This is a genomic window from Salinarimonas sp. (assembly GCF_046292825.1).
Taxonomy (GTDB): Bacteria; Pseudomonadota; Alphaproteobacteria; order Rhizobiales; family Beijerinckiaceae; genus Salinarimonas.
The window spans coordinates 42,779-64,653 of sequence record NZ_JBKBQG010000015.1 but is presented as its reverse complement, the minus strand read 5'-3'; the positions used below and the strand labels follow the sequence as shown (position 1 = coordinate 64,653).

Genomic DNA, 21,875 nt, shown 5'->3' with positions numbered 1-21,875 from the left:
GGGGCCCGTGGCGCGGAGATCCTCCCTCGAGCGTCGGGCCCCACCCGACCTCGTTCGCCTGCGGCTCCGAGGCCACCCTCCCCTACGGGGAGGGATATCAGGAACGGTAATCCCCGTTGATCTCCACGTAGGCCTTCGTCAGATCGCAGGTCCATACCCGCGCCTCGCCGTCGCCGAGCCCGAGATCGGCGCAGATCACGATGTCCTCGCCCTCCATATAGGCGGAGGTGGCCTCCTCGCTGTAATCGGGGTCGCGGGCGCCGTTCTTCGCCACCCGGATGTCGCCGAAGGAGATCGACAGCCGGTCGCGGTCGGCCGGCTCGCCGGCCTTGCCGACGGCCATCACCACGCGGCCCCAATTGGCGTCCTCGCCGGCGATCGCGGTCTTGACGAGGGGCGAATTGGCGATCGAGATCGCGACGCGCTTGGCCGAGGCGTCGTCGACGGCGCCCACCACGCGCACCGTCACGAATTTGCGCGCGCCCTCCCCGTCCCTGGCGACGAGCTGGGCGAGCTCGACGAGGAGATCCTCGAGCGCGATGGCGAGGCTCTTCGCCCGCGGATCCTGCGCATCCGCGATCTCCGCGATCCCCGCCTTGCCGGTCGCGAAAGCGAGCAGCGTGTCGGAGGTCGAGGTGTCGCCGTCGACCGTGACGCAATTGAAGGAGCGCGCGTTGGCCTCCGACAGGATCTCCTGCAGGACCGCCGCCGCGACGGGCGCGTCGGTGAAGACGAAGGCGAGCATCGTCGCCATGTCGGGCGCGATCATCCCGGCGCCCTTGGCGATGCCGTTCAAACGGATCTCGGCGCCGTCGAGCTCGATCGTGCGGGTCGCGAGCTTGGGGAAGGTGTCCGTCGTCATAATGGCGCGCGCGGCCTCCTGCCAGAGGTCCGCCCGCGCGCGGCCCGCGCAATCCTCGAGCACGCCCTCGAACTTGGAGGCGTCGAGCGGCTCGCCGATGACGCCGGTCGAGGCGACGAAGACCTCGCCCGTCGCGCAGCCCGCCGCGCGCGCCGCGATCTCGGCCGTACGCGACACCGCCTGCGCGCCCTTGGCGCCGGTGAAGGCGTTGGCGTTGCCCGAGTTCACGACGAGCGCGCGCGCCGATCCGCCCTCGAGCGCGCTGCGGCACCAATCGACCGGCGCGGAGGGGCATTTGGAGCGGGTGAACACGCCCGCGACGCGGGTGCCCTCGGCGAGGCCGACATAGAGGACGTCGGTGCGGCCCTTGTAGCGGATGCCCGCCTCGGCGGTCGCGATGACGACGCCCTCGATCACGGGCAGGCTCGGCAGGGTTTTTGGCGCGAGCGGGGAGACGGGGTGCGACATGGGCTTAAGGCTCTTCCGGTTCTGCGTGCGCCGCGCTCTATCGCATGCCGCGCGAGGGGACGGAAGGGGTGCAGCGGCCGCTCCCTCAGGTTCCGAATGCGCGCGGATGCGCTCTGCGAGGCGCGTTTTTTGCCCCGCGCGCCTTGAATCCGCGCCCCCGAAGCGCCACAAGAGCCTCTCTGACCCGAAAGCATGACAGCTGGCTGGGTTCATCTGCTGGTTATGGAGGGCACGGGATGCGCCAGAACACCCGCCTTGCCAGATTGGGGATGGACTTCAACCTGCACGACGACGCAGGCGTTCGACCCAACGAGGTGAGCCACGATCGGAATTCCGCGAACGTGCGGAGCGAGATCGACGAGACGACGATCGCTCAGCCGATCGCGCACACGGCGCCGCAGGCGCGAGAGGAGGAGGAGCGGCTCGATCATTTCGTCGAGCGCGACGGTCTCCTGTTCGCCGGCACGCATCTGATCGTGGATCTGTGGGACGCCTCGCGTCTCGACGATCTCGCGGTGGTCGAGGACGCGCTGCGGCGCGCGACGGAGGCGGCGGGAGCGACGCTCCTCAACATCGACCTCCACCATTTCACGCCCAATGGCGGGATCTCGGGGGTGGCGGTGCTGGCGGAGAGCCACATCTCGATCCACACCTGGCCCGAGCGCGCCTATGCCGCGATCGACATCTTCATGTGCGGCGACGCGCGACCGCACGAGGCGATCAAGATCCTGCGCGAGGCCTTCGCGCCGGCGCACATCCAGCTCGCCGAGCACAAGCGCGGGATGGTGACGCCGTGAGGGCTCCGCCATGCTGAGCTTCACGGAAGCGCTGCACGACGGCTACGGGCAGATCCTGCGGGTCGATCGCATCGTCCATTACGAGCGCACCGACCTGCAGGAGCTCGTGATCTTCGACAACGCCTCCTTCGGCCGCGTGATGGCGCTCGACGGCGTCGTCCAGCTCACCGAGCGCGATCATCACATCTATCACGAGATGATCGCGCACGTGCCGATCCTCGGCCACGGGCGCGTCGCCGACGTGCTCGTGATCGGGGGCGGCGACGGCGGCGCGCTCGCGCAGATCCTGCGCCACGAGGGGGTGCGCGCGACGCTCGTCGAGATCGACGGGAGCGTGATCGAGACGGCGCGCGCCCATCTGCCGATGGTCTGCGAGGGCGCCTTCGACCATCCCCGCGCGGAGGTGATCGTCGGCGACGGGGTGGATTTCGTGGCGCGCAGCGAGCGGCGCTTCGACGTGATCGTCGTCGATTCGACCGATCCCGTCGGCCCCGCCGAGGCGCTGTTCACGCCGGCCTTCTACGCCGATTGCAAGCGTTGCCTGCGGGCGGGCGGGGTGCTCGTCACGCAGAACGGCGTGCCCTTCTTCCAGGGGCCGCAGATCGCGCGCACGCACGCCGCCCGCAAGGCGCTGTTTTCCGACGCGACGCTCTATCTCGCACCGGTGCCCACCTATACGGGCGGGCCGATCGCGCTCGGCTTCGCGAGCGACGATGCCGCCGCCCGCGGCGCGCTCGCCGAGGTGACGGAGCGGTTCGCGCGAAGCGGGCTCGCGACGCGCCATTACGCGCCGGACGTCCACGTCGCCGCCTTCGCGCTCCCGCCCGACGTGCGGCGGCTGATCGCGGGGTGAGGGATCGAGAATCTCTCGCCTCGAAACGCGACGCCGTCATTCCGGGGCGCGAAGCGAGCCCGGAACCCAGAACCCCGACGCTGGTTCGAGCGCGCATGCGCGCTCGTGCAACCGCCTTTGGACCCGGATGCAGCATTGGACGCAGCCTGCAGGCTGCTAATCCAAGGTCGGGAGTCTGGGTTCCGGGCTCGCTTTCGCGCCCCGGAATGACGGGAAGGGCAGATGCACTGGCTTCGTGTGCGAAAAAAAGCCGCTCCCGGTGGGGAGCGGCTCTGGAGTGTCGCGGCGCGCGCGGGAAGGGGTTACGCCGCGGGAAGGAAGCTCATGACCGAACTTCGCTCAGGTCTACGCGCCCCCCGCGCGGGCGGATCATCGCGCCCGTCGCCCTTTTTGGGTGCCCCGCGCATTTTCTTGCGTAGCCCCGCGGGTGCGCTTAATGTCCCGCGCGCCACAGCCGGATAGGGAAGAGACATGAGAGCGTCACGCATCGCGGCCATTTGCGTCCTTGCCGCCGCGTCGATCGCGGGGACCGCCCACGTCGCGCCGCTCGTCGCCCAGGAGGCGCGGGCCGGGATCGAGGTGCCGCAGCCGCTGCGCGAGCAGCAATTCCCGCTCGGCGTGACCTACGAGGCCGTCTCGGTCAACGGCCGCGCGGTCGCGGGGGACCGTCCGGCCCTGACGCTCGACAGCACCTTCCGCCTGCGCGGCTTCGCGGGCTGCAACACCTATTCCGCGGTGGCCTATCCGCTCCAGAATCAGGGCATCGCGGTCGGCCCCTTCGCGCTCACGCGGATGCAGTGCGACCGGGCGACGATGGAGCGCGAGCGCGCTTTCCTCGAGGCCGTGCGCGGCGCCCAGCAATGGTCGGTCGACAACGGCCAGCTCGTCCTTCGCGGCGGCCGCGGCGAGATCCGGCTCGAGCGGGCGCTGTGAGGGCGGCGATCTTCACCTAACTTTACGAACGCCGCGCATTCCCGACACGCGGACGCGTCATGGTGAGCGCAATCGCAGCGACACGCTGCCGATCGCGAGGACGAAGACCATGACGCAGAACGATCCGAACGGCGCTCCCGCCGCGCCCGCCTCCACCCCCCGCCGCCGCCGCAGCGGCGTGCTCGTCGCGACGATCGCGACGCTCGGGCTCGCCGTCGCAGGCGCCGGCTACGTCGCCGCGAGCGGCACGTCCGCCGGCCATAACGGCCTGCCCGTGGCGATGGCGGGCGGCCCGTTCGCCGGCTTCATGCACGCCCGCGGCGGCGACCGGATGGGCGGCATGAGCGATTTCGTGGAATGGCGCGTCGAGCGCACGCTGCGCGACGTCGGCGCGAGCGCCGAGCAGATCGCGCGGATCAAGGAGATCGCCGACGGGGCGCGCGCCGACGTGCTGCCGCGGATGCGCGAGATGCACGGCACCCGCGAGGCCGTTCGCGACATCCTCACCGCGCCGACCATCGACCGCGAGGCCGCCGAGCGCCTGCGTGCCGAGCGCTTCGAGGAGTTCGAGGCGGTCTCCGAGCGCATCACCCAGGCGATGCTCGACGCCGCCGAGGTGCTGACGCCCGAACAGCGCGAGGCGCTCGCCGCGCGCATGGAGGAGCGCCGTCGCGGCTGGCGCGGTCCGTGGTAATCTCGAGGCCGTGACGGGGAGGCGTGCGGGGCCATGGCGGAGGAGATCCTGATCGTCGACGACGACGCGCGCCTGTCCGCCATGCTGCGGGACTATCTCGCCCAGAACGGCTACGCGGCCCGCCTCGCCGGTACCGGCCAGGCGGGGCTCGCGGAGGCGGCGCGGCGGCCTCCCGCCGCGATCCTCCTCGACGTGATGCTGCCCGATCTCGACGGGTTCGAGATCCTCCGCCGTCTGCGCGCGAGTTCCGACGTCCCGGTCCTGATGCTCACCGCCAAGGGCGACGAGACGGACCGGATCGTCGGGCTCGAGATCGGCGCCGACGACTATCTCCCAAAGCCCTTCAATCCGCGCGAATTGCTGGCGCGGCTGCGCGCGGTGCTGCGCCGCCGCCAAGGCGCGCTCTCCGGGCTCTCCGCGCAGGCGGGCCCCGCCCCGCTCGTCTTCGGGCGGCTCGAGATCGATCGCGGGGCGCGCCGCGTGCGGCTCGACGGGCAGGCGCGGGCGCTCACCTCCTACCAGTTCGACCTCCTCGTCGCGCTCGCGGAGAATACCGGCCGCGTGCTCTCGCGCGACCAGCTGATGGACCTCGTGCGCGGCACCGAGCTCGAGGCCTTCGACCGCTCGATCGACGTCCACGTCTCGCGCATCCGCGCCGCGATCGAGGACGATCCGAAGGAGCCGCGGCGGATCATCACCGTGCGCGGCGCGGGCTACGTCTTCGCCCGCAACCCCGACGAGGCGCCGTGATGGCCGCCGTGCGCCTCCCCCGCCTGCGCGGGCTCTCGCTGTTCTGGAAGATCTACCTGACGCTCGTCGTCGCGGTGGTCGTGGTGGCGCTCGCGATCGGCGCGCTCGTGCGCATCGGCACGGCGAACGAGGTCGGCCCCTGGGCGGCGCGGGGCGCGCGCTTCTTCGCCCACGTGCTGCCGCCGCAGAACCCGCAAGCGGAGATCGATCGCCTGTCCGAGGCGCTCGACGCGACGATCGCCGTGCGGGACGCGAGCGGACGGCACCTCGCCGGCGATCCGACGCTCGAGCGCAGCCGGCGCCACAACACCTTCACGCTGCCGGACGGGCGCGTCGTCCTCGTGCGCTTCGGGCGGGAGGGGAGCCCGCCTTTCGACGACGGCCGCAATCCCCTGGTTCCGATCGCGATCATCGCCCTCGTCATCGCGCTCGTCGCCTATCCGGTGGTGCGCCATCTCACCCGCCGGCTCGAGCGGCTGCGGGCGGGCGTCGAGGCCTGGGGAGCGGGCGATCTCTCCGCGCGCGCCGATCTGCCGGGCTCGGACGAGGTCGCGGCGGTCGCCAAGAGCTTCGACCGCGCCGCCGAGACGATCGAGCGGCTGATCGCGGCGAACAAGGCGCTCCTCGCCAATGCGAGCCACGAGCTGCGCTCGCCGCTCGCGCGCCTGCGCATGGCGGTCGACCTCTTCCGCGAGGCGCCCACGCCCGCGCTCGAGCAGGAGATCGTGACGAGCCTCTCGGAGCTCGACGGGCTCGTCGAGGAGATCCTCGTCGCGAGCCGGCTCGAGCAGGTGGCCGACGCGATCCGCGCCGAGAGCGTCGATCTCGCAGGCCTCGCCGCGGAGGAAGGCGCGCGCGTCGGCGCGGAGGTCTCGGGCGCGGGGGCGACGGTGGTCGGGGATGCGCGGCTCCTGCGCCGGCTCGTGCGCAACCTCTTCCAGAACGCCGCCCGCCACGGCGCCCCGCCGATCGAGGCTCTGGTCGAGCCCTTGCCGGACGGCGGCGCGCGCCTCGTCGTGCGCGATCACGGGAAGGGGATCGGGGCGGCGGATGCCGAGCGCGTCTTCGAGCCGTTCTACCGCCCCGCCGGCCGCTCGGAAGCCGGCGGCGGCTGGGGGCTCGGGCTGTCCCTCGTGCGCCAGATCGCGCGGCGCCACGGCGGCGACGCGGTGTATCGCGAGGCCGAAGGCGGCGGGGCGGCGTTCGAGGTGCGGGTACGGGGGGTGTGAGCGCCTCGCGCGGCGGGCCCCCTGGCGGGGACGGTCTTCGCGGCAGCGGGCGGTCGGAGAAGTCGAAGGGTCGAGACGGCGTCTCGGGGTGGCGCGTCGCGCCTGTACCAGCTCGTGATGCGAAACGATCGGAAGTAAGCGAAGGCAGTAACGTGAGACGGCCGAAAAGGCCGGAACGCGGAAGAAAAGCAGGCGTCAGGCGAACATGTAGCCGAGGAAGCGCTTGGAATCGACCGGATCGTAGCCGAGCCGCCCGCGCAGCTTCTTGCGCAGCTTCGAGATGTGGCTCTCGACCACGGTCTCGTCGACGTTCTCGTTGAAGACGCCGTAGACGGCCGAGAAGATCTGCTCGCGCTGGACGCGCTTGCCCTTGTTCTTGACGAGGTATTCGAGGATCCGCCGCTCGCGGCGCGGCAGCACCAGGACCTCGCCGGCGACGATCGGATCGCGCCCGTCGAAGAACACCTCCAGCGCGTGGTCGCGCGGCGTGGCGGCCTCGGGCTCCGGCTTGTGCGCGCGGCGATTGAAGGCGCCGACGCGGGCCATGATCTCCTTGACGTGGACAGGCTTGCGGACGACGTCGTCGACCCCCGCCGCGAACAGGCCGAGCGTCTGCTCGAGCGAGCTCGTGTCGTTCATGGCGATCACGGGCGCGTTGCAGCGGCTCTTGACGAGGCGCGGCAGGGCCTCGCGCGCGGGACAATCGCCGATCAGGATCGCCTCGACCGCCCCGAGATCCTCGGCGGCCGCCCCGGAAATCCAGCTGTTGAAATCGTCCGGATCGAACCCGATCGCGGAGACGCCCTCACGGTCGAAGCCCGATCGGTAGCCCGACGTGACCAATTCTCGTTCATCGACGATGATGTACACGTTGCACCCCCATGCAGGTTTTTGGTGATGCTATTCGTAAGACCACGAGGGGGTGTGGGGCAACTCTTGTGTCGAGGATCGAGGAAGGGAGTTCTTAACACCGTCAAAGGGTCGTTACCGGCCGCAGGGCATAGTCGAAATTAAATTCGTCTCGATTTCTGGGTCTCTTCGAAACAGGTTGTCTCAAACGAATACGTTTCGGATGGCACAGAATTAACAGACTATGCACGCGAAGGCGGCGGCGCGGGGCTTCCGCGCCGCCGCCGATCGAAGGACGGCGTTTGCTTTGTCGGATCAGCGCAGCTGCGCGGGATCGACGAAGTTGAACTCCTCGACGAGGAGATCGCGGATCACCGGCTGGCCGAGGCGTTCGTTGACGGTGCGCGCGAGGCCGCCGAGGAAGCCGCGCATGTCGAAGGCGCGCAGATCGGCGAAGTCGATGGTCTCGTCGGAGAACAAAGCCTGGAAGGTCGCGTCCATGATGAAGCTTTCGGGCGGCACCCGCAGCTCCCGCAATTCCCGTGCGTCGGCCGTGTAGACGAATTGCGCCATCACGTAGCCGGCGATGCGTCCCTCGCGCACGATCGGCACGGTGACGGGCCGCGTCTTCTCGTAGGTGACGCCGCTGAAATAGGTGGGCTCGGCCGCCGCGCCCGCCGCCGCGCGCGCGCGCCAATCGGCGGCGAGGTGGGCGGAGAGGGCGACGACGCCGCACAGCCACAGGCCGCCGATGACGGTCGACTTCATCTCACAGGCTCCCGTGTCCGGGCGCGAGGGAGTAGGTCCCGTCCGAGTCCCGCGCCTCGAGGCTCGTGGCGATCGTCTGGGCGATGTCGCGCACCGCGTCGAGATGCGTCTCGAGGACGGCCTGGTTCCGCGCGATCGTCGCGCGCAGCCGCTCGAGCCGCGGACGCATGCCGGCACGGGCGGCGTCCTCGCCGTAGGCGCGCGCGGCGCGGGTGAGCTCGAGCAGGCACAGGCTCTTGCGCCGGTTGAGCTCCTTGAGTTCGGGCAGCGAGAGGCTCGCGAGCGCCTGCGTCTCCGTGTCGAGGACGATCTCCAGCCGCTCGATGGCGGCGAGGAGGGCGGCCGTCTCGGGCGCGGGCGGCGCCGCCGGCTGGGCGAGGGCGACGGGCAGGCGCGCGAGGGCGTCCTCGCGAGGCGCTTCCTGGAGCGCATCGTCGGTCGCGTCTCGGGCGGCGTCCTCCAGCGAAGCGAGGGCCGGCATCTCGGATTCGGTCATCGGCGGGTCCGATCGGTGAGTGGCGGGGTCAGGCGCGGTAGAGCGCGGTGAAGAAGCCGGAGGTCCGGCCCGGATCGGCCGCGGCGGCGCCCTCGTGCTCGGGCCACAAGGCGGCCTTGGCGGCGCTCACCCGGTCGAGCTCGGGATGGGTCCGCGCGACCATGTCGGCGATGCCGACGCCGCCGGCGCGCGCCAGCTCGGCGCCGATCTCCTGGGCGAGGAAGCCTTTCCAGATCGAGCCGGCCGAGCCGCCGCCGAACACGGATTCGGCGTCCGGCAGGATCGATTCGACCATCTGTCCGAGCACCATGGCCTCGAAGGCGCGCGCCGGCGTCTCCGCCGAAGCGGCCACGCGGCGCGGCGCCGGCAGATCGGGGCCGCGGCCGAGGCTCGCGGGCGCGCCGAGGACGTCGCGATTTGAGATCTCGACGCGGGCGCGGTCGGCGTCGAAGGGCCGGGCGGCTGCCGGGGCACGACGCTCGAGGCCGGCGAAGAGCGTGCCGAACGGCGCCCCCTCCCCGTCCCCGTCGCGGCCGCGGGCCCGCGCGATCTCCTGGAGACGGGTCGTCGCCTCCGCGAGCCGCGTGGGCTCGGCCGCACGGGCGACCTCGAGGATGATGTCGGACGGCGGGCTGATCGTCATGCGGCCTCTCCACCTCGGTTTGGCATGGCGGCACTCTCGCGCGCGCCGCTTACGCGGGGCTTGCGCCGGCACCGTCCTCCTCCGCCGCGGCGCTCTCGCGGGCGAGGAAGGCCTCGAGCATGTCGAGATCGGCGATGCGGCGCGCCTCGTCCTCGTACAGGCGGGCGGCGTCGCGGTGGAGCGCCGCCGCCGTCTTGGCGCGCACGGCCTCCGCGCGCACGGCCTCTCCTTGCGCGTCGCAGGCGCGCTCGAGCTCGCGCCGCCGCCGCGCGAGGAGCCCGAGACGCTTGGCCGTCTGCTCGACGAAGAGCCCGGCGAGGGGGCTCGAATCGGAATCGAGCGCGGCGAGGGTCGCGGCTTCCGCCTCCTGCGTCTCGCGCAGGCGGCGCCGCAGATCGATGCGCTTCCATTCAGCGAGCTTATGGCGCTGCTCCTGCACGCGCAGGAGGCGGGCGAGCGTGCGGGCGCGGTCTCGTGCGGCGCTCATCGGCTCACCCCGTCCGCAGCCAATCGGCGAAGCCCGCCACGAAGAGGGCGAGGAACTCGCGCGAGAGGAAGTAGAAAAGCATCAGCCCCGCCGCGAGCACGAAGGGCATCGCGACGAAGTAGATCGGGATCTGCTGGGCGAGCTTGTTCATCACGCCGAGCGCGAAATTGGCCAGGAGCGCGAAGATCACGAACGGGCTCGCGATGCGAAGCGCCAGCATGAACGCGTCGCCGACGCGGTCCGAGAGCTGGACGAGGGAGAGGCGCGCGTCGAAGCCGGCGATCGGCGGGATCGTCTCGTAGGAGACGACGAGCCCGCGCAGGATCTCCCAATGCAGGTCGGCGATGAACAGGAGCGCCACCGCCGCCATCGTCACGAGGGCGGCGAGCGAGGGGATCGGCTCGCTCTCGTCGACGGGCACGCCCGCCATCTGGCCGAAGCCGATCATCATCGCGCTCGCATGCACCATGGTCTGGAGCGCGAGATAGAACATGCGCCCGATGACGCCGATCTTGGCGCCGATCAGGCTCTCGGTGACGACGAGGCCGAGCACCGACAACGGCGAGGCGCTGGCGATCAAGGGCTCTAGCGTCGGCACGAGGAGCGGCGCGAGCGCGAGGCTCACCCCGATCACGATGAACAGCCGCACCTGCATCGGCACCCGCAGCGAGCCGAAGCCCGGCATCAGCATGAGGCAGGCGCCGATGCGGCAGAAGACGAGGAAGACGGCGAGGATCAGATCCGGCGAGAGCAGGAGCACGGCTCACCTCTCCGCCCGAGGGGCGTTGCGTCCCCTCTGGGCTTGCATCTCTCGCAGGTTGTCATCCCGGGCCGCGAAGCGGACCCGGGACCCATACCCACGAGGATCGTTCGAGCGCGCATGCCGCGCTCGTTCCGCGACCTTTGCGCAGCTTTCGTTCGAGAAACGCAGCCTGCAGGCTGCGACTGAGACGTCGTGGATATGGGTCCCGGATCGCCTTCGGCGTCCGGGATGACACCGCAACGAAAGATTTCCAAACTTCGAGGGGAAGGAGAGCGGCGGCGCCTCGTCGTCTCGTTCCCATGCCGAGGCTTCGCGCGACCGAACCTTCCTTGAGTCGCGGGCGCTCACCGGGACGACGCTCATGCCCCGCCCTCTCAGGAGATCGAACCGAGCGACTCGATCTCGATGCCGCGGGGGATCTCGACATGCGAGAGCACCGGCAGCGTCGGGAACAGGCGCTCGACGACGAGGCGGACGTAAGGCCGCGCGTCCGGCGCGGTGACGATCGCGAAGGGCTTGCCCTTGGCCATCCGCTCCTTGATCGCGGCGGAGGCGGCCTGGCCGAATTCCTCGACGAGGCGCGGATCGATGTCGAACTCGGCCACCTCGCCCTTGGCGTCGCGCTTGACGGATTGGTGGAAGACGAGGTCCCAGCGATTGCCGAGCCGCAGCACGCGCAGCGCGCCGCCCTCGGTGAGATCCCCGCAGATCTGCTGGGCCATGCGCATGCGCACGTGCTCGACGACCTGCTCGGAGCGGCGCACGTGCGGCGCGATCTCGGCGATGGCTTCCAGGATGAGGTTGAGGTTGCGGATCGAGACGCGCTCGGCGAGCAGCAGCTTGAGCACGCCCTGCAGGCCCGAATAGGAGATCTGGGCGGGCACGATGTCGTCGATGAGCCGCTTGTATTCCGGATCGAGCCGGTCGATCAGCGAGCGCATGTCCTTGTAGGAGAGGAGCTGCGGCAGGTTGTTGCGGATCACCTCCGAGAGGTGCGTGAGGAGCACCGAGAGGGTGTCGATCGGCGCGAAGCCCTCGCGGCGCGCCTCCGCCGCGTAGCTCTCGGCGATCCACATGGCGGGCATGCCGAAGGCGGGCTCGCGGACCTCGTCGCCGGGGACGTCCGGCTTGCGGCCGCCGCCGAGGATGACCATCACCTCGCCGATGCGCAGCTCCGAGGCCGCGATCGTGGTGCCGTGGATCTTGATCTCGTAGCCCTTGCGCGGCAGCGTCAGGCTGTCGGTGAGCCGGATCTCGGGCACGACGAAGCCGAACTGCTTGGCGAACTTGCGGCGCATCTTGGAGACGCGGTGAGCGAGCTCGCCGTGGGCGGTCAGGAGCTCGGCGGCGATCTGCTTGCCGAGCACGAGCTCGATCTCCGCGGTCTTGAGGTGCTCCTTGACGTTGTCCTTGGCCTCCTCCTCCTCGCGCTGCTTCTCCGCTTCCGCGATCGCCTCGACCCGGGCGCGCTCGCGGGCGAGCTTGCGCGGGATCGCCCAGGAGCCGAAGGCGAGCACCGCGGCGAGCATCACGAGCGGCAGGAAGGGCAGGCCGGGCGTCACCGCGAGCAGCATCATGACGCCGCCGGCGACGAGGAGCGCGCGCGGATAGAGCGCGAGCTGGCTCGAGACGGTCTCTTCCGCCGAGCCGCGCGTGCCGCCCTTCGAGACGAGGAGGCCGGCGGCGAGCGACACGATCAGCGCGGGGATCTGCGTCACGAGCCCGTCGCCGACCGACAGCTTCACGAAGGCGTCGGAGGCGTCGGCGAGCGCCATGCCGTGGCGCGTCGTGCCGATGATGATGCCGCCGACGAGGTTCACCGCCGTGATGATGATGCCCGCGATCGCGTCGCCGCGCACGAATTTCGAGGCGCCGTCCATGGCGCCGAAGAAGGAGCTCTCCTCCTCGAGCTCGCGGCGGCGGCGTTGCGCCTCCTTCTCGTCGATCAGGCCCGCGGAGAGATCGGCGTCGATCGCCATCTGCTTGCCGGGGATGGCGTCGAGCGTGAAGCGCGCGCCGACTTCCGCGATGCGGGTCGCGCCCTTGGTGATCACGACGAAGTTCACCGTGACGAGGATGATGAAGATGATCAGGCCGATGACGAAGTCGCCCGACATCACGAGGCGCGAGAAGCCGTCGATGATGTAGCCCGCCGCCGCCCCGCCCTGGTTGCCCTCGGACAGGATCATGCGCGTCGTCGCGATGTTGAGCGCGAGCCGCAGCATGGTGGCGATGAGGAGGATGGTCGGGAAGGACGAGAATTCGAGCGGCTTCTTGATCCAGAGCGCCACCATCAGGATCAGGATGGAGAGAGCGATCGAGAGCGCGAGCCCCATGTCGATCATGAAGGCGGGGATGGGCAGGAACAGGATCGTCAGGATGAGGACGATGCCGCCCGCGAACCCGATGTCGCGCAGCCCGCGGCTCGCCGGGATCGCTCCCGCCCCGCCCTGCACGACGCCCCCCGTCCCCTGCGCGACCGCCTTCGCCATGTGTCCCCGCCCCCCGTGAGGTTTCATCCATCACGCAGGATGGGGGCGGGACCTTGCGCGAGGGTGGTGGGGCGGTGGCGAGGGGGGGCAACCGCAGCCTGCGAGAAAAACCCGGGGAAAAGAATTCCTGATTTGTTCACATTCGCGGCGGTGGCCGCTATGAAGGGGCGGCGGAGCGGAGGGGGCGGGATGCGCGTCTCGGACGAAGAGTGGTCGGTGGGAGAAGCGGTCGCGAGCAGCGCCGCGCCGCCTCATGCCCTCGCCTATCCCGAGCTGCGTTACATGGGTTCGAAGCGCAGGCTGCTTCCCTGGATCCACGAAGTCTTGCAGAAGCTCGATTTCGAGAGCGCGCTCGATCCCTTCTCCGGGACGGGCTGCGTCGCCTACCTCATGAAGGCGATGGGCCGGCGGGTCACGGCGACGGATTTCCTCGCCTTCACGAGTCTGATCGCGCGCGCCACGGTGGAAAACGCGCAGAGCCGCCTCGACCGACGGACCCTCTCCGAGATAACCCGGCCGCGTCGGGACGATCCGGACTTCGTTGCGCGGACCTTCGACGGCATCTTCTTCACGGCGGAGGACCGAGCGTTTCTCGACCGCGCCTCCGCCGGCCTCACCCGCGTCGCCGATCCCGGCGCGCAGGCGATCGGCTATGCTGCGCTTTTCCGCGCCTGCTTGAAACGCCAGCCGCGGGGTGTGTTCACCGTGTCGGGCGATCTGTCGCGCTACGACGACGGCCGGCGGGATCTCAGGCTGTCGCTGGAGGAGCATTTCGGCGAGCAGGTCCAGGTCTTCAACGAGACCGTCTTCGACAATGGCCGTGAGAACCGCGCCTTTCGTTCCGACGTATTCGAAGTGGAGGCGGATGGATTCGATCTCGTCTACCTCGACCCCCCATACGTTCCTCGGTCCGACGACAATTGCTACATCAAGCGCTATCACTTCCTAGAAGGGCTCGCTTGCTACTGGCGCGGTCTCGAACTCATGGAGGACACAAAGGTCAAGAAGATCGCCAAGCGTTTCACACCTTTTAGCTACAGGCGCACCGCGGTCGATGCGTTCGACAGAATGTTCGCCCGCTTCTCGAATAGCACCATCGTTCTCTCCTATTCCTCGAATGGATACCCCGACCTCGAAACGCTGGGCGCCCTCCTCGCCCGATACAAAAAGCGCGTTGACATCTACGAGCGTTCGCACAGATATCATTTCGGCACGCACGCATCCGTGAGTCGCGCAGCCGTGACGGAATATCTGCTGGTCGGGCGGGGATGAAGAACGAAGATCAGAGTCTCGATGCGATCGTAGAGAGTCTCAGCCCGCTGGCCGTCGATTGGATGGACGACGTCGCCGCTGCAGTCATCGCGCGGCTGACCGCGCTACCGAAGAAAGCGAGCTACGGTCGCAGCGACATCGCCGATCTGCTGGAAGATGGCTTCGACGAGGGGATTCTCTGCGCCCGCCTTTTTCTCGGCCTCTCCAAAGACGCGATGGAGGCGGAGCTTCGGCGCGAGCTCGGTGGTGGAGGCGTCGGCGTTAAGCGCTTCGAACGCGAACGCGACGCCTTTCTCGATGCTCTCCAGCGGCTGGCGCTCGATGTCGCGATGACCGAGGCGGTCGGATACCAGCCGATCTGGAGCGACATCCTCGTCGAGAGACTCCGTTCCGGCCGCGGTTCGGCGATCCAAGGGCAGCGGCGCGGCCGCGGGTTGGAAGATTTCGTCGAGGCCATTCTCGTCGAAGTCTTCGGGCCGGACGGATTCGAAGTCCGCTGTGCCTTCGACGGCGTTCGCGGTCGAAGAGCGAAATGCGACTTCGCCGTCCCGGACCGAATCCGCCCGCACATCATCATCGAGACCAAGGGGTATGGCGCTACCGGCTCGAAGATGAGCGACATCATCGGCGATCTCGACGCGATCATCGAGGCCAAGCGGCACGATCAGATGCTGCTGTTCGTGACCGACGGCATGACCTGGAAGGCGCGCTTGTCCGATCTGAGGAAGATCGTCGAGCGTCAGAACGACGGCAAAATCGCGCGAATCTACACGATGCGGATGCGCGATCAGCTCGTCGCCGATCTCGAGGCTCTGAAGGCGCGTTTCAGCGCTTGACCGTGCGCGCATGCCGTCGAGACCGGGCGACGCCGCTCGGATGCGGGTCGGCGACGCGCGCGATCGCCCTCACGCCGGCGCCGGCAGCGCCGCGCTCTGCGTAAGGGAGGGCGGCGGGGGTGCGGACGGGGCTTCCGCGTCGACCGTGCCCGATCGAAACGCGTTCCACAAATCGACGACGAGATCCTCGAGACCCGGTGCGGTGCGGGGGGCCCAGCCGGGGCGGCGCTCGACGGCGACGGCGACCTCCGGCAAAGCCGGCAGCACGATGTCGGACGCGACCGGGCGGATGCCGCCATAGGATTGGAGCATCGGCAGGGCCGTCACCCCGAGCCCGGCTTGGACGGCGGCGCGCAGGGCGGCGAGCTCCTCGCTCTCGTGCACGCAGCGCCAGGGCCGCTCGGCGCGCTCCAGCGCCGCGATGGCGAGGCTGCGCATGCCGCAGGGCGGCCGGAACAGGACGAGGGGGATCTCGGACGCGGCGCGCCCCGCGACGGCCGCCTCCGCCCCGAACCACGCGAGCGGCGCCACGTAGAGCGGCGGCGGGCCCGAGCCGGGCTCGTGGGCGGCGATGGTGACGGCGAGGTCGAGCCGCCCGTCCGCGATCATCTCCGACAGGGTGCGGCTGCGCCCGACCTTGACGACGAGCTGGATCGCGGGGAAGCGCTCGTGGACGGCGGCGATCACGAGCGGCAGGAGCGATTCGGAGAAGTGCTCGGGCATGCCGAGATGCACGACCTCGCGATCGTCGTCGCCCGCGAGCCGGCGATGCACGTCGTCGTTGAGCTCGAGGATCCTCCGGGCATAGCCGAGCAGCATGTCGCCATGGGCCGTGAAGAGCAGCTTGCGGCCGTCGCGCTGGAACAACGGACGGCCGACCAGATCCTCCAGACGGCGCATCTGCTGGCTCATCGCCGGCTGCGTCATGGCGAGGCTGTCGGCGGCCTTGCCGAAGGTGCCGCTGTCGGCGATGGCGACGAGGCTCCTCAGGAGCTGCGTGTCGATGTTGACCCGGCGCATGCGTCGTCCTCCATGACGCCTTGCGCGCGGCCTCGCGCAAGTGATGCAATGGTAAATCGCTGCCATCCCGGCGTCAAGGCGAATGCCGCGCGATACTTCATCGGCGCTTCGATAAGCGCCATGCAAGCGAGCCATTCAGCTAATATTCTTTGATCGTCGGCTCGGTTGGGACAGTCTCCGCTCACGACATTTCAAGGAGACACCCAATGAAAGCTCGTACCCTGTCACCGCCGCTCACGATGCAGGGCGCACCCTTGCCGATGATCTTCATCGTCTTGTGGAGCTCCGGCTATATCGGCGGCGCGATCGGCATCCTCTATGCCGAGCCCTTCACGATGACCTTCCTGCGCTTCGCGCTGGCGGCCCTGATCATGCTGGGCGTGCTCGTCGTGACCCGCACCCCGATGCCGGGAAGCGTCATGCAGGTCGTCCACATGGCGATCGTCGGCATCTTCATGCAGGCGCTGCAATTCGGCGGGCTTTATGCCGGCATGCGCCACGGCGTTCCCGCCGGGCAATCGGCGCTGATCGTCGGCCTCATGCCGGTCGTGGTCGGGCTTCTCGCAGGGCCGCTCCTGGGTGAGAAGGTGACCTGGCGCCAATGGATCGGCCTCGGTCTGGGGCTCGGCGGCGTCGTGCTCGTCCTCTCGGAGCGGCTCGGCGAAGGCTACGGCGCGCTGCTCGGCTACGGCTTCACGGCGGCCGCGCTCGTCGGCATCAGCGCAGGCACGCTCTACCAGAAGCGCTTCTGCGGCGGCTTCGATCTGCGCACCACCGGCTTCGTCCAGATGGTGGTGGGCGCGACCGTCATGCTCGGCGCGGCCTACGCGACCGAGACGATGGCGATCGACTGGACGCCCGCCTTCGTCGGCTCGGTGATCTGGCTCGCCCTCGTCAACTCGATCGGCGCGCTCCTCGTGCTCTACGCCATGATCCGCCGCGGCGAGGCGACCAAGGTCGCGAGCCTGTTCTTCCTGATCCCACCGGTCACCCAGGTCATGGCCTCGGCGACGCTCGGCGAGATCCCCACCACCCTCGCGCTCGCCGGCTTCGTCCTGGCGGCAGGCGGCGTCTGGCTCTCGGTGAAGCCGGCGAAGTGAGGGCATCCGCGAGAGGCCGCCCGCCCGGGCGGCCTCGAGGGAGCGAGCGCGGCGCTCCATCCTTCTCCCGCGCGCGACAGATCCCGACCATCCACAGCCAATCGTTCGAACAGGAGACATCCCATGCGTGGTCCCCAGATCCTCACCGGCCTCCTCGACGGCCTCGGCAATCTCGACGCCCTCCCCTTCGAGAGCTATCGGCAGCCCGGTCGCGAAGGCGTCGAGATCTTCCGTCTCTACGACACGACCGACACCGGCCCGGTCGGCCCCTCCGCGGCCCTCGTGCGCTACCGGCCCGGCGCCAAGGTCGAGCGGCACATCCATCCCGGCTACGAGCTCATCTTCGTCCTCCAGGGCGAGCTGATCAACGATGCCGGGCGCCATCCCGCGGGCACGCTGGAGGTCTGCGAGCCGGGCTCCAGCCATGCCCTGTCGTCCGAGACCGGGTGCATCTTCCTCGTCGTCTGGGAGCAGCCCGTGCAGCTCGCGCGCGCGGCCGCCGCGGCAGCCGCCCTCGGGCAGGCGACGAGCCACTGACGCACCGACGAGGGGAGATCCGTCCATGCACATCGTCACCGCTCGAGAAGCAGCGGCGCTCGTTCCGGACGGATCGACCGTCGTCCCCGGCGGCTTCGGCTGCTGCGGCAATCCCGAAGCAATCCTCTCCGCGATCGGCCGGCGCTATCGCGAGACGGGGCACCCGCGAGGGCTCACCCTGTTCTTCGCCGCCGGGCCCGGGGATCGCGGGGAGCGCGGCCTCAACCATCTGGCCCAGGACGGCCTCGTCTCCTGCGCCATCGGCGGCTTCTGGGGGTTCGCCCCCAAGCTCGGCCGCATGGCGCAGGAGGAGGCGATCGAGGCCCACAATTGGCCCCAAGGCGTGATGAGCCACCTCTTCCGCGCGACGGCCGCGGGCCTTCCCGGCATCCTCTCTCGGGTCGGCATCGACACCTTCGTCGATCCCGATCAGGCAGGCGGGCGCATGAACGCCCGGGCACGCCCCGGTCTCGTCCAGAAGTTTCCCGTCGCCGGACGCCAGCATCTCTTCTTTCCCACCCGCAAGGTGGAGGTGGCGATCATCCGCGGCTCGCGCTGCGATCGGGCGGGCAACATCGCCATGGACCGGGAGGTCTCCTTCCAGGACGGCCTCGCCCAGGCGCAGGCCGCCCACAACAGCGGCGGCATCGTCATCGCGCAGGTGGCCGAGATCGTCGACGATCCCATCCCCCCGCACGGCGTTTCGGTCCCGGGATGCCTCGTCGACTACGTCGTCGTTGCCGAGCCGGAGGATCATTGGCAGACCTGGGCAGAGGCCTACAATGCGGCCTACGTCGAATCCGGAGAGCCGTCGGCCTTCGACGACGAGCCGCCCTCGGCGCCCGCGCGGCGCATCATCGCCCGCCGCGCCGCGCGCGAACTCGCCCGTCATCCGGGGGCGATCGTCAATCTGGGGATCGGGATTCCCGCCGAGGTCGGGCGCGCCGCCGCCGAACTCGGCATCGCCGATTTCACGCTGACCGTCGAATCCGGCCAGTTCGGCGGCGTCCCGGCGACGGGTCTCTCGTTCGGCGCCTCCGCCCATCCGCTCGCCAAGATCGATCAGGCCGCGCTGTTCGATCTCTACGACGGCGGAGGGATCGACGTGGCCTTCCTCGGCTTCGCGGAAGCCGACAGCCATGGCAACGTCAACGTCTCGCGCTTTCGGGGACGGACGCCGGGGATCGGCGGGTTCGCCAACATCTCGGGGGCCGCCAAGCGCGTCGTCTTCTGCGGGACCTTCACCGCCGAGGGGCTGGAGATCGAGGCCGGCGGCGGTCGGCTCGTCATCCGCCGCGAGGGCGCGACGCGCAAGTTCCTCAAGCGGCTCGACACGATCAGCTTCAACGGCCCCCTCGCCATGCGCGACGGTCGGCGGGTCACCTTCGTCACCGAGCGCGCGGTGCTCGAGCTCGTGGGCGGCTGCCTGCGGCTCGTCGAGATCGCGCCCGGCATAGACCTCCGCCGCGACGTCGTCGCCCATCTCGACGCGGCGATCGTCATCGGCGACGACATCGCTCCGATGGACCCGGACCTCTTCGCCTGAGCGTTGCGAGCGCACGGCCCCGCAGGGCGGGCTCGACGGCCGACCGGCTCGCCGGTCGGCCTTTTCGTCCATGCACCGAATTGCTCTCTTGCCGATCTCTAATAGCATCTATAAACATTAAATGGTTGTGCATCTTTTGTCGCAAGGATAAAACTCCTCCACACAAAGGAGGAACACCATGAAAGAGACAGTCATTGCGGTCGTCGGCGGAGGCGCTACGGCGGTATCTCTGATCGACTCTCTCGTTCGCGAGGCGAAAACGGCTCCGGGCTGCCCGCGACTGGTCGTCTACACGATCGATAATCGGCGTTTACGTGGTCGCGGGCTCGCCTACGACGACGACGTGGCCTCCAACCTCCTCAACACGCGGGCCGGATTCATCACGCCGTTCCCCGACCGCCCCGGCCATTTCTTCACCTGGCTGCGGGAGAACGGCGCCGTCTGGCGCCACGAATTCCCCGATCTCGTCGTCGAGCCGGAGACCTTCGTCCCGCGGCCGCTGTTCGGCCTCTATCTCGAATGCATGCTCAGCGCGCTCGGCGGGGAGCTCTTGCGGATCGGGGGATCTCTCGTCTCCGTCGGCGCCGAGGCGATCGACATCGAGCGCACCGCGGATGGTCGGTTCGTCGTCGGCACGGACACCGCTCTGACGATCCGCGCGGACCACGTGGTCCTCTCCTGCGGGAATCTGCAGGTCGACGAGCACGAGGCCCTCGCGAAGCGCCCCGGCTTCCACGCATCGCCCTATCCGATCCGCCGCATGGTCCACGAGATCGCGAGGGACGCGCGGGTCGCCGTGATCGGCGCGCGGCTGAGCGCGATCGACGCGATCATGGGGCTGTTCGCCGCCGGGCATCGCGGGCCGATCGCGATGGTCTCGCGCTCGGGCTATCTGCCGAGCGTCCGCGGCACCCAGGGGCGCTACGCGCCGACGCTCCTCACGCGCGCTCACGTCGAGGCGCACGTCCTGCGCCATGGCGGACTCTCGCTCGCGACCCTGGTCGGCTGGGTCGAGGAGGAGATCGCCCGCGCCGGAGGCGGACGCCTGCAGGCGGGCACGCCCATCCCGCCGCGTCCCCCGTCCGATCCCCTCGCCTTCCTCGAATCCGAAATCGCGCAGGCGCAGGCGCCGCGGCCGTGGCAGGCGGTGCTCTATGCGACGAACGGGATCGTCGATCTCCTCTGGCGCGCGCTTCCCGAGGCGGAGAGGCTCCTGTTCCTCGATCGCTTCCAGGCTGCCTGGATGGCCTATCGCGTCTCGATCCCCGTGGAGAACGCGCGTCGCATGCTCGATGCGGGACGCGAGGGACGCCTCGGCTTCCGCTCGGGCGCCAGCCACGTCGCCGCGCGCGACGACGGCGGCTTCGACGTGGCGATCGGCGAGGGGCCGGACGCGCGGGTGGAGCGGTTCGACGCGGTCGTCTGCGCCTACGGCTCCTCGCGCGACCCCCGGCGCCTCGCCTCGTGGCTGGTGCAGAGCCTCATCGCCCGCGGCCTGGTGCGTCCGCACCGCCATGGCGGTCTCGACGTGGCGACGGGCTCGGGTGCGGCGATCGCCGCCGACGGATCGGTCGTGCGCAACCTGTCGATCCTCGGAGAGCTGACCGCGGGCGCCAACTTCTTCACGAGCGCGCTCGAGATCAACGCGCGCCATGCCGCCGCCGCGGCGAAGGCGGTGATCGCGTCGATCGCCGTCGATCCGAACGACGACGCGACGCCGATCCTCGCGAGCGCGCCGCGCCTCGTCGGCGGCCGCGCGTCCTGACGCCGGAGCGCGTCTCGCCCCGACGAGACGCGGTGGCGCTCAGAACCCCCGCTCGATGCGCCCGTAGACCTGCTCGGTGAAGGTGAAGAGCTGCGCGCCGATGAAGGGGGCGGTGACGAGGATCATCACGAGGATCGCGACGATCTTCGGGATGAAGGTGAGCGTCATCTCCTGGACCTGGGTCAGGGCCTGGAAGAGGGCGATCGCGACGCCGACGATCATCGCGATGCCGATCGAGGGGCCGGAGGCGATCATCACCGTCCAGATCGCCTCCTGGACCATGTCCAGCGCGTCGACCGCGTTCATCAGGAGAGCCTCACGCCGGGGCCGATGGGCAGGCTCGCGCCGCCCTCGAGCGTCGCGACCGGGCCCTGGTCGGTGAGGCGCACGCCGGTGATCTTGCCCGACGCGAGCCCGTCGGCCGATGTCGCGGTGCGGCCGATGAGGTCGGAGGCGTTGGCGAGCGAGGTCGCCGAGAGGAGCCCGTCGAGCTTGCGATTGGTGATCATCGCCTGCTCGACCATCGAGAAGGTCGCGAGCTGGGCGACGTGGTCGCTCGGGTCCATCGGGTTCAACGGGTCCTGGTTCTTCATCTGGGCGATGAGGAGGCGCAGGAACGAATCGTAGTCCATGCTGCCCTGGCTCGCGCGCGCGCTCTCGCGCGGGGCGCCTGGCGCGGTGTTGGGGGAGGCGGCGGCGACGTCCATGCTCGATA

23 protein-coding genes are annotated in these 21,875 nt (G+C 69.7%); 12 read left to right on the top strand and 11 right to left on the bottom strand.

All coding sequences use genetic code 11. From position 1 onward, the window contains the following. Positions 1-97 precede the first annotated feature (97 nt). Positions 98-1,330, bottom strand: coding sequence for a bifunctional glutamate N-acetyltransferase/amino-acid acetyltransferase ArgJ (gene argJ / locus ACK4UM_RS09665; protein WP_409798201.1), 1,233 nt, complete (start codon positions 1,328-1,330; stop codon positions 98-100). Between the two features lie 236 nt (positions 1,331-1,566). Between argJ and speD the strand changes: the two genes are divergently transcribed. The 6 genes from speD (at position 1,567) to ACK4UM_RS09635 (ending at position 6,586) form a co-directional block, all read left to right on the top strand. Next, positions 1,567-2,127 carry an adenosylmethionine decarboxylase gene (gene speD, locus ACK4UM_RS09660; protein ID WP_409798199.1) on the top strand — a complete coding sequence of 187 codons (561 nt, stop codon included), beginning with the start codon at positions 1,567-1,569 and terminating at the stop codon, positions 2,125-2,127. Positions 2,128-2,137: 10 nt separating this feature from the next. Further along, a complete protein-coding gene (gene speE, locus ACK4UM_RS09655) occupies positions 2,138-2,980 on the top strand; it encodes a polyamine aminopropyltransferase (RefSeq protein ID WP_409798197.1) in 843 nt (280 codons plus the stop codon). A 471-nt stretch (positions 2,981-3,451) separates the two neighbouring features. Then, entirely contained in the window at positions 3,452-3,913 is a 462-nt protein-coding gene (locus ACK4UM_RS09650) for an META domain-containing protein (protein WP_409798195.1), read from the top strand. Between the two features lie 109 nt (positions 3,914-4,022). Next, positions 4,023-4,607 (top strand): Spy/CpxP family protein refolding chaperone, encoded by a 585-nt coding sequence (locus tag ACK4UM_RS09645; RefSeq protein ID WP_409798193.1) that lies wholly within the window; start codon positions 4,023-4,025, stop codon positions 4,605-4,607. Positions 4,608-4,640: 33 nt separating this feature from the next. After that, positions 4,641-5,357 (top strand): response regulator, encoded by a 717-nt coding sequence (locus tag ACK4UM_RS09640; RefSeq protein WP_409798191.1) that lies wholly within the window; start codon positions 4,641-4,643, stop codon positions 5,355-5,357. Beyond that, positions 5,357-6,586 carry a sensor histidine kinase gene (locus ACK4UM_RS09635; RefSeq protein ID WP_409798189.1) on the top strand — a complete coding sequence of 410 codons (1,230 nt, stop codon included), beginning with the start codon at positions 5,357-5,359 and terminating at the stop codon, positions 6,584-6,586. Before ACK4UM_RS09640 ends, ACK4UM_RS09635 begins: the two co-directional genes overlap by 1 nt. Positions 6,587-6,781: 195 nt before the next feature. Here ACK4UM_RS09635 and ACK4UM_RS09630 read toward each other — a convergent pair whose 3' ends face one another. The 7 genes from ACK4UM_RS09630 to flhA all read right to left on the bottom strand — a co-directional run bounded on the left by ACK4UM_RS09630 (position 6,782) and on the right by flhA (position 13,084). Then, the gene (locus tag ACK4UM_RS09630; protein ID WP_409798187.1) at positions 6,782-7,456 is read right to left on the bottom strand and encodes a winged helix-turn-helix domain-containing protein; all 675 of its coding nucleotides are present in this window, start codon (positions 7,454-7,456) and stop codon (positions 6,782-6,784) included. 294 nt (positions 7,457-7,750) lie between these two features. Then, positions 7,751-8,203: a hypothetical protein gene (locus ACK4UM_RS09625; protein WP_409798185.1), complete on the bottom strand. Its 453-nt coding sequence runs from the start codon at positions 8,201-8,203 to the stop codon at positions 7,751-7,753. Between the two features lies 1 nt (position 8,204). Continuing rightward, positions 8,205-8,699, bottom strand: a complete 495-nt coding sequence (locus ACK4UM_RS09620; protein WP_409798183.1) for a hypothetical protein — start codon at positions 8,697-8,699, stop codon at positions 8,205-8,207. Between the two features lie 28 nt (positions 8,700-8,727). Then, positions 8,728-9,342 (bottom strand): rod-binding protein, encoded by a 615-nt coding sequence (locus ACK4UM_RS09615; protein ID WP_409798181.1) that lies wholly within the window; start codon positions 9,340-9,342, stop codon positions 8,728-8,730. 49 nt (positions 9,343-9,391) lie between these two features. Beyond that, positions 9,392-9,829 (bottom strand): hypothetical protein, encoded by a 438-nt coding sequence (locus ACK4UM_RS09610; RefSeq protein WP_409798180.1) that lies wholly within the window; start codon positions 9,827-9,829, stop codon positions 9,392-9,394. 4 nt (positions 9,830-9,833) lie between these two features. Further along, on the bottom strand, positions 9,834-10,589 hold the full coding sequence (fliR, locus tag ACK4UM_RS09605; protein WP_409798178.1) for a flagellar biosynthesis protein FliR: 756 nt from the start codon (positions 10,587-10,589) through the stop codon (positions 9,834-9,836). 377 nt (positions 10,590-10,966) lie between these two features. Next, positions 10,967-13,084: a flagellar biosynthesis protein FlhA gene (gene flhA, locus ACK4UM_RS09600; RefSeq protein WP_409798176.1), complete on the bottom strand. Its 2,118-nt coding sequence runs from the start codon at positions 13,082-13,084 to the stop codon at positions 10,967-10,969. Between the two features lie 189 nt (positions 13,085-13,273). On the opposite strand from flhA, the gene ACK4UM_RS09595 reads away from it, so the two are divergent. Together ACK4UM_RS09595 and ACK4UM_RS09590 are read left to right on the top strand one after the other, a co-directional pair. Next, complete coding sequence (locus tag ACK4UM_RS09595) at positions 13,274-14,356, top strand: DNA adenine methylase (protein ID WP_409798174.1); 1,083 nt, start codon at positions 13,274-13,276, stop codon at positions 14,354-14,356. Continuing rightward, entirely contained in the window at positions 14,353-15,192 is an 840-nt protein-coding gene (locus ACK4UM_RS09590; protein ID WP_409798172.1) for a DpnII family type II restriction endonuclease, read from the top strand. Before ACK4UM_RS09595 ends, ACK4UM_RS09590 begins: the two co-directional genes overlap by 4 nt. 69 nt (positions 15,193-15,261) lie before the next feature. Here the strand turns inward: ACK4UM_RS09590 and ACK4UM_RS09585 are convergent, their stop codons facing one another. Further along, complete coding sequence (locus ACK4UM_RS09585) at positions 15,262-16,212, bottom strand: LysR substrate-binding domain-containing protein (protein ID WP_409798170.1); 951 nt, start codon at positions 16,210-16,212, stop codon at positions 15,262-15,264. Between the two features lie 206 nt (positions 16,213-16,418). On the opposite strand from ACK4UM_RS09585, the gene ACK4UM_RS09580 reads away from it, so the two are divergent. The 4 genes from ACK4UM_RS09580 to ACK4UM_RS09565 all read left to right on the top strand — a co-directional run bounded on the left by ACK4UM_RS09580 (position 16,419) and on the right by ACK4UM_RS09565 (position 21,160). Further along, the gene (locus tag ACK4UM_RS09580) at positions 16,419-17,312 is read left to right on the top strand and encodes a DMT family transporter (RefSeq protein ID WP_409798168.1); all 894 of its coding nucleotides are present in this window, start codon (positions 16,419-16,421) and stop codon (positions 17,310-17,312) included. Between the two features lie 123 nt (positions 17,313-17,435). Then, positions 17,436-17,849: a cupin domain-containing protein gene (locus ACK4UM_RS09575; RefSeq protein ID WP_409798166.1), complete on the top strand. Its 414-nt coding sequence runs from the start codon at positions 17,436-17,438 to the stop codon at positions 17,847-17,849. 25 nt (positions 17,850-17,874) lie between these two features. Continuing rightward, complete coding sequence (locus tag ACK4UM_RS09570) at positions 17,875-19,395, top strand: acyl CoA:acetate/3-ketoacid CoA transferase (protein ID WP_409798164.1); 1,521 nt, start codon at positions 17,875-17,877, stop codon at positions 19,393-19,395. 178 nt (positions 19,396-19,573) lie between these two features. Continuing rightward, positions 19,574-21,160 carry an FAD/NAD(P)-binding protein gene (locus ACK4UM_RS09565; protein ID WP_409798162.1) on the top strand — a complete coding sequence of 529 codons (1,587 nt, stop codon included), beginning with the start codon at positions 19,574-19,576 and terminating at the stop codon, positions 21,158-21,160. A 39-nt stretch (positions 21,161-21,199) separates the two neighbouring features. On the opposite strand, the gene fliQ is transcribed toward ACK4UM_RS09565, so the two are convergent. Beyond that, a complete protein-coding gene (gene fliQ / locus ACK4UM_RS09560) occupies positions 21,200-21,466 on the bottom strand; it encodes a flagellar biosynthesis protein FliQ (RefSeq protein WP_409798160.1) in 267 nt (88 codons plus the stop codon). Continuing rightward, positions 21,466-21,867 (bottom strand): flagellar hook assembly protein FlgD, encoded by a 402-nt coding sequence (flgD, locus tag ACK4UM_RS09555; RefSeq protein ID WP_409798158.1) that lies wholly within the window; start codon positions 21,865-21,867, stop codon positions 21,466-21,468. Before flgD ends, fliQ begins: the two co-directional genes overlap by 1 nt. Positions 21,868-21,875: the final 8 nt, after the last annotated feature.